Consider the following 16,339-nt stretch of genomic DNA (forward strand, 5'->3'; position numbering starts at 1 on the left):
TCGTTCCATCGAAGACGATGCCTTGTGTCGAAGGCATTCGCGTCGCGCCTTCGATGGTTCAGGCTTTTTTTGCGGCGAGCGGCCTCACTTGCTTGACCTTCGCGGTTCCCGTCGGCTCCGGCGGCATGTAGCCCCAATCCGCTTGGTTCGAGCCTGCATCGGGCGACGTCGACTCGCGGCCTGCCGGTTCGCGTGAAGGCGCTTCCCCTTCTCTTCGCCGATGCTTGAGCACCGCATCGGCGACGCGTTCGACGTGCGTGACGTTCACGCCCGCTGCTTCCTCCAACGCAGCCAGCGCACGCGCCGCGCGCAGCATGACGATGTCCGCACGCAAGCCGTCGACATGCGCCTCGATGCAAAGCTCGCTCACGCGCGCGTGAACCGCATCATCGAAATCGAATGACGACAATGCCGCGCGCGCCGCGTGAATGCGCGATTCCAGCGAAGCCTGCTCGTCACGATGCCGCGCGCGAAACGCATCAGGATCGGCATCGAATGCAAGACGCGCCTTGACGATACGTTGCCGCACGAGCGCATCGAAGCAATTGTTCATCTCCACGGCAAGACCGAAACGATCGAGCAATTGCGGCCGCAACTCGCCCTCTTCCGGATTCATCGTGCCGATTAGCACGAAGCGCGCGTCGTGCCGATGCGAAATGCCATCGCGCTCGACGATGTTCACGCCGCTCGCCGCGACATCGAGCAACTGATCGACGAGCGGATTCGGCAGGAGATTCACTTCATCGACATACAGCACGCCCCGATGCGCCTTCGCAAGCAGGCCCGGAGAAAACTTCACACCGCCGTCGCGCAATGCGCTTTGGATGTCGAGCGTGCCGATCAACTGTTCCTCGCTCGCGCCGAGCGGCAAGGTCACGAGCTTCCCTTCGGGCAGCAACTCCGCGAGTGCGCGCGTCGCGGTGGATTTCGCGGTGCCGCGCGGCCCGCTCACGAGCACGCCGCCGATCGAAGGATCGACGGCCGCGAGCAAAAGCGCCTGCTGCAAGGGCGCTTGTGCGACGAGCGCCGAAAAAGGAAACACGGCAGATGTGATGGATTCGTTCAAGAATGTCGGCCTTCGATGTGCTGTTCGACATCGAGCAGATGCCGTTCGACCTGCTCGCGATAGCCAGCGGGTTGCTGCCACAGACCGCGTTGCATCGCTTCGAGCAGACGCTCGCAGATCGATTGCAACGCGTGCGGATTGTGCTGCGCAATGAACTCGCGCGTGTCGGCATCGTTCAGATAGGCATCGGTGACCAGCGCGTACTGATGATCCGACACGACGCGCGCGGTGGCGTCGTAGCCGAACAGGTAGTCGACGGTCGCCGCGAGTTCGGACGCGCCCTTGTAACCGTGCCGCTTCACGCCATCGATCCACTTCGGATTGACCACGCGTGAACGCACCACGCGCGCAATCTCTTCGTTCAGCGTGCGAACGCGCGGCGCAGCGGGATTGCTGTGATCGGCGTTATACGTCTGCGGCTGCACGCCCGACAGATAGCGCACGGCCGCGACCATGCCGCCCTGGAACTGGTGATAGTCGTTCGAATCGAGCAGATCGTGTTCGCGATTGTCCTGGTTCTGCACGACGACATCGAGCGTCGATAGCCGCGCGCCGAAGCTCGCGCGTGCTTCGACGCCATCGCCCGATTGCGAATACGCGTAGCCGCCCGCGCTTTGATACGCGGCGGAAAGATCCGCATCGGTCTGCCATTGCTTTGCGTCGATCAGTTCCTGCAGACCCGCGCCGTATGCGCCCGGCTTCGTGCTGAACACGCGCCAGCCCGCTCGACGCCGCGCGTCCTTCGTCTCGATGCCGCGCGCGATCAGCTCGTCGCGCTCACGAAGGATGCGCGCGCGGATCGGGTTGACATCGGCGGGCTCGTCGTCCAATTCGGCGACGGCCTGCACCGCCGCATCGAAGAGATGAATGAGATTCGCGAACGCATCGCGGAAGAAGCCCGATACGCGCAATGTCACGTCGATGCGCGGCCGGTTGAAGATCGAGATCGGCAGAATCTCGAAGTCGGTCACGCGATGACTGCCCGCCGCCCACTTGGGCCGCACGCCGATCAACGCGAACGCCTGCGCGATATCGTCGCCGCCGGTCCGCATCGTCGCCGTGCCCCACACCGACAAGCCGATTGCCCGCGGAAAATCGCCGTGATCCTGCACATGGCGTTCGACCAATGCGTTCGCCGACTTTACGCCGAGCGACCATGCGGCTTGCGTCGGCAATGCGCGCGTATCGACGGAATAGAAGTTGCGGCCGGTGGGCAGCACGTCCGGTCTGCCGCGCGAAGGCGAGCCGCTCGGACCCGGCGGCACGAAACGGCCTTCGAGACCTCGCTTCAGTTGCGTCAGCTCTTGCGGGCCGCACGCATCGAGCCGCGCGAGCACATCGCCACGCAGACGTTCGAGCACGAGCGATGCACGCGGTCCGGGCGCGGCTGCGTCAGCATCGGACAATAGTTGCATCGCTAACGATTCGAGGCGCTCGCGCGTATCGCCTTGATGACGCCACGGCGCTTCGCTCACATCGGCAAGTGCTTGCGGACGCGGGCCGGTCCACGGCGCGGCCCAATCCGCATCGAGCGGATCGAAGATATCGGGCAATTGCAGATCCCGTGCGATCGCGACGATCAGGCTCGCGTTCGCGCCCTGGCCGTCGCCGATCGGAAAGCGGCCGAGCGCGAGCAGCGTGTCGCGTCGTTGCACGCCTTGCGGCGAGACACCGAATACATGCAGGCCGTCGCGAATCTGCGCTTCCTTCAGTTCGCAGAGATAGGCATCGGCGCGCGTGAGCAACGCGTCTTCACCCACGGTATCGCGTGGCGCATCCAGCCCGAGTTCCTCGTGCAGCCGGTTCTCGACGATGTTCGCGAGAATCGTCTTGCGCAGCAGCTTCGCGCGGCGCACATCGACCATCAACGCTTCGTAGTATTCGTCGACCTGACGCTCGAGATCCTGCAATGGCCCATAGTTCTCGGCGCGCGTGAGCGGCGGCATCAGATGATCGATGATCACGGCCTGCGCGCGGCGCTTCGCCTGACTGCCTTCGCCCGGATCGTTGACGATGAACGGATAGAGATGCGGCATCGGTCCGAGAATCGCATCCGGCCAGCACGATGACGACAACGCGACGCTCTTTCCCGGCAGCCATTCGAGATTGCCGTGCTTGCCGACATGCACGAGCGCATCCGCCTGAAAGCGCAGACGCAGCCAGAAGTAGAACGCGAGATAGGAATGCGGCGGCACGAGTTCGGCATCGTGATAGCTCGCGTAATCGTTGCGCTGCCGCGAACGCGAGGGCTGAATGCCGATGAACACTTCCCCGCAGCGATAGCCCGCGATCATGAAACGGCCGCGTCTGATCGTCGGGTCGTCTTCGGGTGCGCCCCAGGTTTTTTCGAGCGCGGCGCGCGCATCGGCGGGCAGCGTGCGATACGCGTCGAGATAGTCATCGAGCGAAAGACTCTGCAACGCAGGGCGCATATCGCGGACGACGGGATCGTTGGTCACGCCTTCCGTCAACGCGGCGATGAGCGCATCGCCGTTCGCCGGCATCGTGCCGACGCGATAGCCTTCTCGCGCGAGCATCGACAGAATGTTGATCGCGGATGCAGGCGTATCGAGTCCCACGCCATTGCCGATGCGCCCTTCGCTCGCCGGGTAGTTCGCCAGCACGAGCGCGATGCGCTTCTGCGCGTTCGGCGTATGACGCAGCTTGGTCCACCGCCGGCTCAGTTCGGCGACGAAGCGCACGCGCTCCGCGTCGGCCTGATAGCGCACGACATCCACCTGCGTATGCTTGCAGTGATATGCGAGCCCCTTGAAACTCACGGCGCGCGTGATGATGCGGCCATCGACTTCGGGAAGCGCGACATGCATGGCGACGTCGCGCGAATTCAGGCCGTGATTGTCCTTCTGCCAGTCATCGCGATTGCCGCCGCTCAGGATGACTTGCAGCACGGGCGCCTCACCCGCCACTTCGAAAACTTCGTCCTCGCCGATCACGCTCGCCGCAAAAGCCGTCGTGTTCAATACGAGCGATGCGCGATGCTGCGCGCACAAACGCTCGACCACTTCGCGGCTCACGCTTTCCTTGAGCGACGAAATCGCGATCGGCAACGGATTCATGCCTTCTTTTTCGAGCGCTTCGATGAGCGCATCGAACACGGCCGTATTGCCCGATTGCAAATGCGCGCGGTAAAACAGAATCGCGGCGACGCTCGCGCCTTCGGTCCAGCGCGCCTGCCAGTCGTCGATGCCCGCGATATCGCGCTCGGGATGATAGATCGCGACGGCGGGCAGCGGACTCGGCGGCTGCGGCTCGCGCCCGAAGCCGAACGCGCGATGCGCGATCGCGCGTAGAAACTCCTCGGCATTGCGCGCGCCGCCTTCGCGCAGATAGCGCGACAGCTCGCGGCAAAACGCTGCATCGGCCGTGCTCTTGCCGATAAGATTCGGGTCCTCGGTGAGATCGCCCGAAAACATCGCGAGCATCTGCTTGCGCTCTTTCGCGAGCGCGACGAGCCGCTCGATGCCGTACGGCCAGTACGATTCGCCGCCGAGATGATCGACGATCACGACCTTCGCGTGACGCAATACATCGTCGACATAGAAATCGACCGATGCGGGCTGACGCAGAAACGATTGATTCGCGAGCCGCACGTCGGGAAAGCCGGGCTCGAGACGCGGAAACGCGCTCGCGAGCAACGCGAGCGTCGTATCGGCGGAGCTGAGCACGACGATCGGCGCGCTCGTCTGATCGATACGCATGACGCCCTGCGCGTCGTCGACGAAGCCTCCCGGCGTCGTGCGGAGCAGATGCATCGCGGTTACGCCTGCACGGGCGCGCTCGCGAGCGCGGCGTCGAACGCGCGTTGCAGCGTCGCGCGTTCGAGGTCTTCGCCGATCAGCACGAAGCGGCTTTGGGTCTTCGCTTCGCCCGCTTCCCAGCGGCGGTCGAAATAACTGTCGAAGCGTCGTCCGACGCCTTGCACGACGAGCCGCATCGCCGCGCCCGGCAACGCAGCGAAACCCTTCACGCGATAGATCGTGTGCTGCTCGACGAGCGCATGCAGCGCGGCCAGCGCCTGCTCGCGCGATTCGACGTTGCCATGCACGACGACCGAATCGAACTCGTCATGATGATGATCGGCGTGGCCTGCTTCATCGGGCGAACCGTGATGATCGTGCCGCAAATGAATCGTCTCTTCCGATGCCGATTCGAGACCGAGCAATGTATGCACATCGAGCCTGCCCATCTGCGCGGGCACGATCTTCACTTCGGGCGGAATCTCGGGCCGCACGAGCGCTTCGACCTTTCGCAGCGCTTCATCATCCATGAGATCGGTCTTGTTGACGATGACGAGATCGGCAGACGAAAGCTGGTCCTCGAACAGTTCATGCAGCGGCGATTCGTGATCGAGATTGGGATCGGCCTTGCGTTGCGCATCGACGGCGACGGGATTCGCCGCGAACTGACCGCTCGCGGCAGCGGGTCCGTCGACCACGGTCACGACGGCATCGACGGTGAATGCGTTCTTGATCGACGGCCAGTTGAACGCCTGCACGAGCGGCTTCGGCAAAGCGAGACCGGACGTTTCGATCAGCACGTGATCGATGCTCTCGCGCCGCTCGACGAGTTGTTCCATGACCGGATAGAACTCTTCCTGCACGGTGCAGCAGAGACAACCGTTCGCGAGCTCGTACAGATTGCGGTCTTTGGAGCCGGCTTCATCGTCGCAACCGATGCCGCAACCTTTCAAAATCTCCCCGTCGATGCCGAGCTCGCCGAACTCGTTGACGATCACCGCGATGCGCTGGCCTTGCGCATTGGAGAGGATATGCCGCATCAGTGTGGTCTTGCCGCTGCCGAGAAAGCCGGTCACGACCGTGACGGGAATCTTGCGGGTTTGCATCGTCGCTCCGTGGCTTCGGTTGCATGCGCTTCATGTCGCGCGATGCCTGGCAACGCGGCTGGATGAAAGGGAAACGCACGCTTTTATGGATCATGGGCCGCGCCGCATCCCCGCGACAGCAAGCCCCGCTCAAAGTCTGGCCGGTATCCGGGCTGACGACGACGCCGCTTCGCCTTCCCGCGCGTTTCTCACGCGCAGTGGCTTCGAAGCCGGCTTCCCGTACACGCGATGAAAATGCCGTGCGCGGTGAATCGCTTACCGTTGCGGGGGCAGCGCAGGTTGACGTGCGTTCGACGAATCGAAAGGAACGCGCCCTGCTTCCCGTTTAACTGCGCACGAGAGAATCCGCGCGCGAGCACCAAAACTGCGTGAAAGTCTAGGCCCGGCGGGCGCGAGCGTCAAGAAAGGTGGTAAGGTCGGCGCACATGGAATCCGTCATCGCTCACATGAATCAGCCCCCTGTCACGCGTCTTGCCGTGGGGATCGGCTGCAGGCGGGGCGCGAGCGCCGACGCAATCGAGCACGCCGTGCGCGGCGCTTTGGGCACGCTTGCGTTCGGCGACATCGCCATCATCGCGAGCATCGACGCGAAACGGCACGAGGCGGGACTGCTCGCGTTCTGCGAGCGTCATCGTCTGACATTGCGCTTCTACGGCGCCGATGAAATCGCGCAAGCGCCGCGCACGGCGATATCGCATCATGCAATGGCGCATATGAACGTCGATGGCGTATGCGAGCCTTGCGCGCTGCTCGCGGGCAACGCGCGAACGCTCATCGTGCCAAAGACGATCGATTGTGGCGTAACCGTCGCGATCGCAGCGATGCATGCGCCCCGCGCGAACGGAACATGAATACCGGTCTTGCGGTCGTGCGCGGACGCGGCGTTTCGGCGAGCGGCTTCGCCACGACCGGTTTGAACTTGTCGCGGCAAAGCCAGACGAGAACGCCAAGCGCGACGAGTTCCAGATAGAGATAGAGCGCGTCCATTTGCTTGCTCCTAGAGTCGGTGATTACGTTGATTGCATGATGCCTGCCGTCTGTTAGCGCAGAATTAAGCCGCCGCCTGTTGTACGATACGGCCGTGTTTCTCTGGAGCTCCCGTGAAAACCGATACCGAATCGCATCTGCGCATGACCCAGCGCCGCAAGGAAGGCCACGAGAAAAAGCAGGCCGCCGCCGATCACGAGAAAGGCCTTTTGATCGTGAATACCGGCAACGGCAAGGGCAAGACAACGGCCGCGTTCGGCATGGCGGTGCGCGTGCTCGGACACGGCATGAAGCTCGGCGTCGTGCAGTTCATCAAGGGCGCGCTGCATACATCGGAACGCGATTTCCTCGGCGCAATCGCGCATTGCGATTTCGTCACCATGGGAGATGGCTACACCTGGAACACGCAGAATCGCGAAGCCGACATGGCCACCGCGCGCAAGGGCTGGAACGAAGCGCGCCGCATGATCGAGAGCGGCGAATATCAGATGGTCGTGCTCGACGAACTCAACACCGTGCTCAAGTACGAGTATCTGCCGCTCGATGAAGTGCTCGACGTGCTGAAGGCGCGGCCCGCGATGCTGCATGTCGTCGTGACCGGTCGACACGCGCCCGATGAGTTGATCGAACTTGCCGATCTCGTCACGGAAATGCGGCTCGTGAAGCATCCGTATCGCGAGCAAGGCGTGAAAGCGCAACGCGGCGTCGAGTTCTGAGCGATGCCCGACTGCCCCGCTCTCTTCATCGGCGCGAGTGCGTCGCATCAAGGCAAGACCACGGTGACGGCGGCGCTTGCGCGTCATCACACGCGCCGAGGACTGAAGGTACGCGTGTTCAAGACCGGCCCGGATTTTCTCGATCCGATGATTCTCGAACGCGCATGCGGCGCGCCCGTTTATTCGCTGCATCTGTCGATGGTCGGGCTCGATGCGTGCCGCGCGTTGCTCGCCAAGGCCGCGCGCGAGGCCGATCTCATTCTCATCGAAGGCGTGATGGGTCTCTTCGACGGCACGCCGAGCAGCGCCGATCTGGCCGCCACGTTCAACGTACCGGTGCTCGCGGTGATCGGCGCGCACGGCATGGCGCAGACGTTCGGCGCCATCGCGTTCGGGCTCGCGCGTTATCGCGAAGATGTGCCCTTTCATGGCGTGCTCGCGAATCGCGTTGCATCGGCGCGTCATGCGCAGATGTTGTCGGAGACTATCCCCGTCGACTTGCGTTATTGCGGCCATCTGTCGAATGCGGACGATATCGCCTTGCCCGAGCGTCATCTCGGTCTCACGCAGCCCGATGAAATCGCGGGCCTCGACGCACGGCTCGACCGCGCCGCCGATGCAATCGCGCAAACGACGCTCGCCGATCTTCCGCCGCCCGTTCATTTCGACGATGCGACGCTGCCCGCGCCGCCGCGTCTGCTCGACGGCGCGCATATCGCCATCGCTCGCGATGCGGCGTTCTCGTTCGTGTATCCGGCGAATGTCGATGTGCTCATCGCCATGGGCGCGCGCATCAGCACGTTTTCTCCGCTCGCCGACGAACCCGCGCCGCACGATGCCGACGCGCTCTATCTTCCCGGCGGCTATCCCGAACTGCATGCCGCGGCGCTCGCTTCGAACGAACGCGCGCGTGCATCGGTCGTTGCGCACGTCGAGCGAGCGAAGCCCGTGGTCGCGGAATGCGGCGGCATGCTGTATCTGCTCGACACGCTGACCGACATCGAAGGCACGCGGCATGCGATGCTCGGCATCCTTCCCGGCGACGCGGCGATGCAACGCAAGCTGTCGCGCCTCGCGATGCAGCGCATCGACACGACGCATGGCGCGATGACGGGTCACACATTCCACTACTCGACGCTCGACACGCCGATGCAGCCGGCACTCAAGGCCGCTCATGCCACGACCGGCACCGAAGGCGAAGCGCTCTATCGGCATGGTTCGGTGTCGGCCACTTACATGCACGCTTACTGGCCGTCGAATCCGGCCGCGGCCGCTGCGCTCTTTCGCGGCGAATCACTATGACAACGACGCAAGACGATCTCCCTTTCACCATCGAACGCGCGAAAGCGCAGGAACCCATCGGCTCGCCATGCACCGATGTCTGCAAGCTCGATCAGGAAACGGGCCTGTGCCTCGGGTGCTTCCGAAGCCGCGAGGAAATCAAGACCTTCAGATCGATGGACGATGCCGCGAAGCTCGATCTGTTCGATGAATTGCTCAAGCGTCGTGCGGCGAAAGAGCAAACGAAAAGCCCGCGTTCCTGACGAAGCGCGGGCTTCATGAGCGACGCCGAACCGATTACGCCGCAGCCATTCTTCTCACCGCCGGCCGCTCGAGTTCACGCGCTGCGAGCGCACCGAACACGAGACCGAGCGTCGTCCATAACAGCGCCTGCATGCCGATAGCGGCCACGCGGAAATTCCACAGCAGCGAAGCGGAGAAATCCGCGGGCACTTCATCGACGGACGGCAGCGCGACCTGCGCCGCCACGATCACGACGATATACGCAGCCGCCGCGATGAGCGTCGCGTTCCACCCGCCATGCCGCGCCACCATGCGCCGCTGCAAGCGCACGGCGAAGACGGCAGCCGCGATGGAAATCGCCACCATGCCGAAGAAAAGCGCCGTGCGCGGCCCGATGGTCTCGGCATTGCCGACAGCGGGCGGATTGGGCGGGTACTTGAGGAACGGCACGATGGCGACGCTCACGAAGCCGAACAGCGCGAGCAATGCCGACGTGCCGCGCGCGCGCAACGCGCCGAGCCGTCCATAAGCAAACGCGAACACGAGCGAGAAGAGACCGCCGAGCGCGGTGCCGAACACGGCGACGCCGGTCAGAAGGCCGAGGCCCGCTTGCGTATCGCGAGACACGAGCGCTTCGTCGCCGTGATCGTGCGAATGCGCTTGCGTGGCAGCCGCATCGGCATGACCGTGCTCATGTTCGTGTTCATGCTCGTGCTGTTCCTCGAACGCGATGGCGCGTGCCACCGACGGTTCACCGAACGCACGCGCGAAGCCGAAGCCGATCAGGCCCGCGACCAGTCCCGCGATCATGCCGCGTATCAGCAAAGTGCGAATCATGATGCTTCCTCAGTGGCACGGAAAGCCGAGCAAATGCCGGCCGTCATGCACGAATTCGTGGACGTACGTGCCCGAGAAAATCGACGTCGCGCCCTGTTCGGCGCCGACGAAATAGATTGCGATCAGCAGAATGAGGCCGATGAAGACGGCCCACGGCAACACTTCACGCACCGGAATGGGCACGGGTGCATCGAGTGACGGGGAAACCGGAGCGGAAAAGACCGGCGCGTTGGAAGCATTCATGGTGGTTCTCCAGGGAAAAGCGCGTCCCGATTGACGAAGAGCATGCAGCGGGGTCTGACTCGCGGCGCCGCGCTTTCGCGTTGACGTACCGCACACAGTGGCGCGACCGTGCCGGGTTTGCACCGGCTTCCTCGCACTGCAAGCTTGCCATTCTATGATGATCCGCTGCAAAGTAAAACGATTCCGATTCGACCGCCACCTGCCTTGGAACTCATTCTTCTCTGTCACGCCGCCACGCGCGCGATGAAAACCGGGCACTTTCCCACCGGCGACGAACCTCCCGAGCGCGATGCGCGCGCGCAGCTCGCGTCATTGCACGCCTTGCCCGACACGCGCGTGATTGCGAGTCCCGCGCGCGTCGCGCGTGAAACGGCGGCGTGGATCGCGGATGCATTCGAGATCGTTCCCGCGTTCGACGACATCGACTATGGCCGCTGGCGCGGGCATTCGATACGCGAAACGGGCGAGCGCGAACCGGAACATGTCGCTGCATGGCTCGCGGGTCCCGATGCGCGTTCGCACGGCGGCGAAAGCGTCGCCATGCTCGCTGCGCGCGTCGCCGAGGGCTTCGCTTCGATCGACCGGCTCGACGCGGGGCGCTGCATCGTCGTCACGCATGCGATCGTCGTGAAAGCGGCGCTCGCGCATGCGCTTCGCCTGCCGCTCGCATCGATCTATGGGATGAACTTCGCGCCGCTCTCGTCCACGGTGCTGGAACGCGCCTCGCCCGCCGATACGTGGACCGCCCTGAACTTCGCTCCATACGAATAGCTCAAAGCAGACAGCGCATCGCGTGCGCGGTGCGCGTTCGACTCAACCAGGAGACTCAGATGGCGCACTACGTGGATGGATTCGTCGTACCTGTACCGATCGACAAGGTCGACGCTTATCGCCGCATGGCCGAAGCCGCCGGCAAGATCTGGCTGGAATACGGCGCACTGGAGTTCGTGGAAACCATCGCCGACGACGTGAAGCCCGGCAAGCTCACATCGTTTCCACAGAGCGTGCAGATGAAGGAAGGCGAGACCGTCGCGTTCTCGTATATCGTCTACGAATCGCGCGAGCAGCGCGATAGCGTCAACGCCAAAGTGATGGAAGACCCGCGCCTCAAAACGATGATGGAATCCGGCGAGACGCCGTTCGATCCTCAACGCATGTTCTTCGGCGGCTTCACGACCATCGTCGAACTCGGGCGCGACTGATCGTTCTTATCCGCTCAATCGAGTCACTACTTCGAAGGAACCGCATCGACATGTATATCGCCATGAACCGCTTCAAGATCGTGCCCGGCGCCGAAGCCGACTTCGAACGTCTGTGGACGAGCCGCGATACGCATCTGAAGGATGTGCCCGGGTTCGTCGAGTTTCATCTGCTCAAAGGGCCGGTGAAAGACGATCACGTTCTGTATTCGAGCCATACGATATGGGCGAATCAGGCAGCCTTCGAAGACTGGACGCGTTCGGACGCGTTTCGCGCCGCGCATCGCAATGCCGGCGGCGAGACGCGCCAGCTTTATCTCGGTCATCCGGAATTCGAGGGCTTCGAAGTCATTCAGACCGTCAAATAGAGCGGTCAAGGCGCAACCGAACGTTCGCGCACTTTTCAGCGAGCACGCGCGTTTTACACACGTGTGAAAAAACGCGCTTCGCCGAAGCTGTCTTTTCAGACGTGTTTTCTAGGCCTTTGCGCCGCGCGCCATGCGCTGCAGCGTCGATGAATCGATCGCCGCCGCGCAGATTCGCACCGCTTCCTTCAGCGTGCGCGGACGCCCCGCACCGAATTGCGATTCCAGCATCGCGACGGCGCGCAGACGCTCGTCATTGCCGAGTTTCTCGCCCGTCGCAAGCTCAAGAACCGAGATGAAATAAGCCGCAGGCGGCGCCGCGCTCGCATGCGGAGTCGTCTGGCGTTCCCCGTCCGCCGCGCCACCCGCGCCCTCACGTCCGTCGTCGCGCGCCGGAATCCACGGGTGCCACTTGCTGTCGTATCGACTTTTCATGGGTTAGTTCGCTGGCTCGATTGCTGTGGCGCACCTTGGCGCCGTTTGTCATGTGACGCTTATGGCGTCTCTGTCATTAAAGAGACCTACAGCAAGTACCGTTCCAAGCTGGCGTTCCCTTGCACGGCCTAGCGCGCCGCGATGCTTTCCTCCGACAAAACCGCACGCGCGACGCGACATGCCGCAAGATCCCAAGCCGCGCAGCCGACCGATTTGAACATCACCGGTTGCAATGCATCAACGGCTTTGGACGGCGCCGCGAGCGCGAGCGCCAATGCGTGCACATCGTTCCATTCGACGCCCGCGAGAATGAAATCGCCTGCTTCGTGACGCGCGCCCGCAGGGTCGTCGACGTAAAGCGCGCTTGCATGCACGGTCGCGGCGGCGATCTCGGCGGCATCGGCGGTGAATGCGCCCACGCCGATCACGAGGCGGCCCGCGCGCGCGGGCAGCGTATAGACCGGCGTCTTGCTCGTGGTCGCGGCGATGACGACATCGATCGAATCGGGAATCGTGGTCTCGTCGAGCGCGGCAAGCTGCTTCGAAAGCGATGCATGCGCCGCACAGAACTCGCGCGCGCGCCCGGGACGCGAGCCTTGCACGACGATGCGCGCATCGGGATAAATAGCGGCGAGCGCCTCGACGTGATACGCAGCCTGCTTGCCCGTACCGATGACGAGCACCTCGCGCGGCGCGGCATCGTGAAGCGCGCGGATCGCGAGCATCGATACCGCCGCCGTGCGCCGGCCCGTCACCGTCGGGCCATCGAGCATGAATTGCGGCACGCCCGTCATGGCATCGTAGGCGGTCACCTGACCGTGGATCGTCGGCAGGCCGAGCGCGCCGTTGCCCGCGCAAACGTTCACGAGCTTGTGCATCGCGAGATCGGCGGCGCTCGCGGGCATCGACAACATCACGCCGCCTTCGATCGGCACCACCATGCGCTCTGGACTCACGATGCGTCCCGCCGCGTAATCGAGCATCGTCGCGGCGAGGGTGTCGACGAGCCGATCATACGGCACGAGGCGCGCGGTTTGAGCTTCGTCGAAACTATGGATCGTTGCGGTCATCGCGTTCGCTCGCTTGATATGGGGAAGATGAAATCGAACTTCAAAATGCCATCGAAGTGCCGGAACATTCTAACGGCGCGCGACGCCGCGTCATAAAGCAGCGAATCGCTCGCTAGAATGAACGAATCAGCCGCTGTCATGTGACTGCCATCGAATGTCGTCACAATCGGCCGTCCCGCGCCGCGACCGTCATCGCGACGGCGGCAGCCCAAGAACGCCACGGAGCCCCTCATGAACACGACGGAAAAGCAGCGCCGTTTCCACGCCGACATCATCGACAGCTACGACGAAGAGTTCGAGATGGAGATCGACGATCGCTTCCTGGACGGCGAATCGACTTTCTCCGATGAAGAGCGTCAGTTACGCAAGACCTATTTTCGCGAGCTGTTTCGCTTGCAAGGCGAACTCGTGAAGCTGCAGGACTGGGTCGTGCACGAGGGGCATCGGCTCGTGGTGCTGTTCGAGGGACGCGATGCGGCGGGCAAAGGCGGCGCGATCAAGCGCATCACGCAACGGCTGAATCCGCGCGTGTGCCGCGTGGCCGCCCTGCCCGCGCCGAACAATCGCGAGCGCACGCAATGGTATTTCCAGCGCTACGTGTCGCATTTGCCGGCGGCGGGCGAGATCGTGCTGTTCGATCGAAGCTGGTATAACCGCGCGGGCGTCGAGCGCGTGATGAACTTCTGCACGGACGAAGAGTATGAGGAATTCTTCCGCTCGGTTCCCGAGTTCGAGAAGATGCTCGTGCGAAGCGGCATTCAGATCGTGAAGTACTGGTTCTCGATCACCGACGACGAACAGGAAGTGCGCTTCCAGGCGCGTATCGAAGATCCTTTGAAGCAGTGGAAACTGAGCCCGATGGACCTGGAGAGCCGCCGCCGATGGGAGGCCTACACGGCGGCCAAGGAAGTGATGCTTCAGCGCACGCACATTCCCGAAGCGCCGTGGTGGGTCGTGCATGCCGTCGACAAGAAACGTGCGCGCCTGAACTGCATTCATCACTTGCTGAGTCAGGTGCCGTATCACGATGTCGAGCATCCGCCGATCGAACTGCCCGACCGCGTGTTCAATCCCGATTATTTGCGCCAGCCCGTGCCGGATGAGATGTACGTTCCCGAAGTGTATTGAGGTCGATAGCGCGGCGCGCGTCAGCAGCAGTTGTTGCAGGGCAGATGCTTCACGCTCGCGCCATTGCGCTGACGCGAAACCGCATGACGCAGCGCGAACTGATATGCGTGCTGCGAACCTCTCAATACCATTACGAACATTACTTGCGCGAGATTGAAGTCGAGCGTGACCATCAGGCGCGTCAACAGTAGCAGTGGCAACACCACCGCCGGCTGATACAGTTGTTTTGCGATCAAGTCTTTCATCATCGGCTCCCTATCCCATGATTGGAATTCTATGGATTCGAGCCGTGCGGATAAACGCCCCGCAGGTGAAGACATATGTTCCGGGGGGCGAACAATCGAGCTGTCATCGATGCGCGCCCCGAGAAAAAATGGCCCTGCGCGATGCAGGGCCATCTTCATGCTACTTCTGCGCGAGACTCGGCTCGGGCACCGGCGTGGGCTTCGCATCGCCCCAGCCGCCGCCCAGTGCGCGGATCAAATTCACCGTCGATACCGCCTGCGTGCCCCGCAACTGCACCGAGGCGCGCTGCGTCTGCAATACGGTGCGCTCCGCATCGATCACGTCGAGGTAATTCACCGCGCCTTCGGTGTACTGCGTGCGCGACAACTGCGCGGCACGCACCGACGCCTTCACTGCATCGTCCTGCGTCGCGGTCTGATCTTCGAGGATGCGCAGATCCGACAGATTGTCCTCGACCTCGCGGAACGCAACGAGCACCTGCTGACGATAGTTCGCCGAATCCTCTTCATATATCGCGCGCGCATTCGCGAGATTGCCCTTGCGACGGCCGCCATCGAAGATCGGGATATTCAGCGCCGTACCCGCGAACGGCCCGAGCAGGAACGTGCGGCTCGACCACTTGAAGAGATCGCCGAGCGTCGCGGATTCGAAGCCGCCCGAGCCCGTCAACGTGAGCGACGGGAAGAACGCCGCCTTCGCCACGCCGATACGCGCGTTGGCCGCAGCCATCGCGCGTTCCGCCGCCGCGACATCGGGACGACGTTCGAGCAGCGCCGAAGGCAAACCGGGCGGCACGCGCACCGTTACCGGCTTGAGCGGATTCGCGGCCATCGTGAATTCGGCGGGCGACTTGCCGAGCAATACCGCGAGACTATGTTCCGATGCCGCGCGCAGACGTTGCACCGTCATCGCATCCGAACGCGCTGTCGCAAGCTCGGACTTCGCGCGGGCCACGTCGAGTTCGCTGATATCGCCTTCGGTGTAGCGGCGTTGCACGAGCTTCAACGCTTCCTCGCGTAGCTGCACGGTGCGCGTGAAGACATCGCTTTCCGCATCGAGCTCGCGCAGATTGAAGTAGTTCTGCGCGACGTCAGCCTGCAATGCCAACTGCACCGAACGGAACAACGCCTCGCTTTGCTGCGTGTCCGCGTTCGCGGCTTGCACCGAGTTCGACACGCGGCCGAACAGATCGACTTCATACGACACGCTCGCCTGCGCGCGCCACAGCGTTTGCGCAGGCACGTTGCCATCGGCGGGCAGGAACTGCGATGCCGGCGAGAACTTCTCGCGCGTCGGGCCGAAGCCCGCATCGAGCGTCGGGAACAAGCCCGCGCGCGCCGTCTGGTTGATCGCGCGCGCTTCCTTCACGCGCGCGGCCGCCGCCTTCAGGTTCTGGTTCGCGTCCTGCGCCTGCTTTTCCAGATCGTTGAGCGTGGCGTCGTCGAAGATCGTCCACCATTCGCCGCGCATCATCTCTTCGGACGGCTGCGCGGTCTTCCACGTACCCGCTTCCGATGCATCGAGCGTCTTTTGCGGCGTTTCCTTGTAGGCGGACGGCGCATTGACGTCGGGCTTCTCGTAGGTCGGCGCGAGCGAGCAGCCCGCGACCAGCAACAATGACGCCATCAGACTCGATAAAACATGCAGCTTATTCATCAT

The 16,339-nt window shown here is 63.2% G+C and carries 17 protein-coding genes and 2 riboswitches; of the genes, 8 read left to right on the plus strand and 9 right to left on the minus strand.

All coding sequences use genetic code 11. The features are described from left to right. Positions 1–58: 58 nt before the first annotated feature. Genes QCE49_RS30005 through cobW form a run of 3 tightly spaced genes read right to left on the minus strand, consistent with a single transcriptional unit; the run spans position 59 to position 5,930 of the window. Positions 59–1,066 carry an ATP-binding protein gene (locus QCE49_RS30005; protein WP_008353107.1) on the minus strand — a complete coding sequence of 336 codons (1,008 nt, stop codon included), beginning with the start codon at positions 1,064–1,066 and terminating at the stop codon, positions 59–61. Then, a complete protein-coding gene (cobN, locus tag QCE49_RS30010; RefSeq protein WP_250456834.1) occupies positions 1,063–4,839 on the minus strand; it encodes a cobaltochelatase subunit CobN in 3,777 nt (1,258 codons plus the stop codon). Before cobN ends, QCE49_RS30005 begins: the two co-directional genes overlap by 4 nt. 5 nt (positions 4,840–4,844) lie before the next feature. Next, positions 4,845–5,930: a cobalamin biosynthesis protein CobW gene (gene cobW / locus QCE49_RS30015; RefSeq protein WP_250456835.1), complete on the minus strand. Its 1,086-nt coding sequence runs from the start codon at positions 5,928–5,930 to the stop codon at positions 4,845–4,847. Between the two features lie 120 nt (positions 5,931–6,050). Beyond that, positions 6,051–6,308: riboswitch (cobalamin riboswitch) on the minus strand. A 47-nt stretch (positions 6,309–6,355) separates the two neighbouring features. Between cobW and QCE49_RS30020 the strand changes: the two genes are divergently transcribed. The 4 genes from QCE49_RS30020 to QCE49_RS30035 all read left to right on the plus strand — a co-directional run bounded on the left by QCE49_RS30020 (position 6,356) and on the right by QCE49_RS30035 (position 9,177). After that, positions 6,356–6,781, plus strand: a complete 426-nt coding sequence (locus QCE49_RS30020; protein WP_250481943.1) for a cobalamin biosynthesis protein — start codon at positions 6,356–6,358, stop codon at positions 6,779–6,781. Positions 6,782–7,030: 249 nt separating this feature from the next. Further along, entirely contained in the window at positions 7,031–7,633 is a 603-nt protein-coding gene (gene cobO, locus QCE49_RS30025) for a cob(I)yrinic acid a,c-diamide adenosyltransferase (RefSeq protein WP_250456837.1), read from the plus strand. Between the two features lie 3 nt (positions 7,634–7,636). Continuing rightward, complete coding sequence (locus QCE49_RS30030) at positions 7,637–8,935, plus strand: cobyrinate a,c-diamide synthase (protein ID WP_250456838.1); 1,299 nt, start codon at positions 7,637–7,639, stop codon at positions 8,933–8,935. Continuing rightward, positions 8,932–9,177, plus strand: coding sequence for a DUF1289 domain-containing protein (locus tag QCE49_RS30035; protein ID WP_250456839.1), 246 nt, complete (start codon positions 8,932–8,934; stop codon positions 9,175–9,177). The genes QCE49_RS30030 and QCE49_RS30035 overlap by 4 nt, the downstream gene beginning before the upstream one ends. A 34-nt stretch (positions 9,178–9,211) precedes the next feature. Here QCE49_RS30035 and QCE49_RS30040 read toward each other — a convergent pair whose 3' ends face one another. Together QCE49_RS30040 and QCE49_RS30045 are read right to left on the minus strand one after the other, a co-directional pair. After that, positions 9,212–9,994, minus strand: coding sequence for a CbtA family protein (locus QCE49_RS30040; protein ID WP_250440672.1), 783 nt, complete (start codon positions 9,992–9,994; stop codon positions 9,212–9,214). Positions 9,995–10,003: 9 nt separating this feature from the next. After that, on the minus strand, positions 10,004–10,237 hold the full coding sequence (locus QCE49_RS30045) for a CbtB-domain containing protein (protein WP_034471940.1): 234 nt from the start codon (positions 10,235–10,237) through the stop codon (positions 10,004–10,006). Positions 10,238–10,268: 31 nt separating this feature from the next. Continuing rightward, positions 10,269–10,419, minus strand: a riboswitch (cobalamin riboswitch). 22 nt (positions 10,420–10,441) lie between these two features. Between QCE49_RS30045 and QCE49_RS30050 the strand changes: the two genes are divergently transcribed. From QCE49_RS30050 to QCE49_RS30060, 3 genes are read left to right on the plus strand one after another with little or no spacing between them, the layout of a single operon-like run. Beyond that, positions 10,442–11,008, plus strand: coding sequence for a histidine phosphatase family protein (locus QCE49_RS30050; protein ID WP_250456840.1), 567 nt, complete (start codon positions 10,442–10,444; stop codon positions 11,006–11,008). 59 nt (positions 11,009–11,067) lie between these two features. Beyond that, positions 11,068–11,439, plus strand: a complete 372-nt coding sequence (locus QCE49_RS30055) for a DUF1428 domain-containing protein (protein WP_250456841.1) — start codon at positions 11,068–11,070, stop codon at positions 11,437–11,439. Between the two features lie 50 nt (positions 11,440–11,489). Next, complete coding sequence (locus QCE49_RS30060) at positions 11,490–11,804, plus strand: antibiotic biosynthesis monooxygenase (protein ID WP_008353090.1); 315 nt, start codon at positions 11,490–11,492, stop codon at positions 11,802–11,804. 108 nt (positions 11,805–11,912) lie between these two features. Here QCE49_RS30060 and QCE49_RS30065 read toward each other — a convergent pair whose 3' ends face one another. Beyond that, positions 11,913–12,236 (minus strand): hypothetical protein, encoded by a 324-nt coding sequence (locus tag QCE49_RS30065; RefSeq protein ID WP_008353089.1) that lies wholly within the window; start codon positions 12,234–12,236, stop codon positions 11,913–11,915. 128 nt (positions 12,237–12,364) lie between these two features. Continuing rightward, on the minus strand, positions 12,365–13,306 hold the full coding sequence (gene lhpI, locus QCE49_RS30070; protein WP_250456842.1) for a bifunctional Delta(1)-pyrroline-2-carboxylate/Delta(1)-piperideine-2-carboxylate reductase: 942 nt from the start codon (positions 13,304–13,306) through the stop codon (positions 12,365–12,367). Between the two features lie 231 nt (positions 13,307–13,537). Here lhpI and ppk2 point away from each other — a divergent pair, with 231 nt between their 5' ends. Further along, positions 13,538–14,434 carry a polyphosphate kinase 2 gene (ppk2, locus tag QCE49_RS30075; RefSeq protein ID WP_008353084.1) on the plus strand — a complete coding sequence of 299 codons (897 nt, stop codon included), beginning with the start codon at positions 13,538–13,540 and terminating at the stop codon, positions 14,432–14,434. Between the two features lie 20 nt (positions 14,435–14,454). Here ppk2 and QCE49_RS30080 read toward each other — a convergent pair whose 3' ends face one another. Together QCE49_RS30080 and QCE49_RS30085 are read right to left on the minus strand one after the other, a co-directional pair. Then, entirely contained in the window at positions 14,455–14,838 is a 384-nt protein-coding gene (locus QCE49_RS30080) for a hypothetical protein (RefSeq protein WP_309806701.1), read from the minus strand. Between the two features lies 1 nt (position 14,839). Further along, positions 14,840–16,339, minus strand: a complete 1,500-nt coding sequence (locus QCE49_RS30085; protein ID WP_033537058.1) for an efflux transporter outer membrane subunit — start codon at positions 16,337–16,339, stop codon at positions 14,840–14,842.

The organism is Caballeronia sp. LZ008, from assembly GCF_031451435.1.
Taxonomy (GTDB): domain Bacteria; phylum Pseudomonadota; class Gammaproteobacteria; order Burkholderiales; family Burkholderiaceae; genus Caballeronia; species Caballeronia zhejiangensis.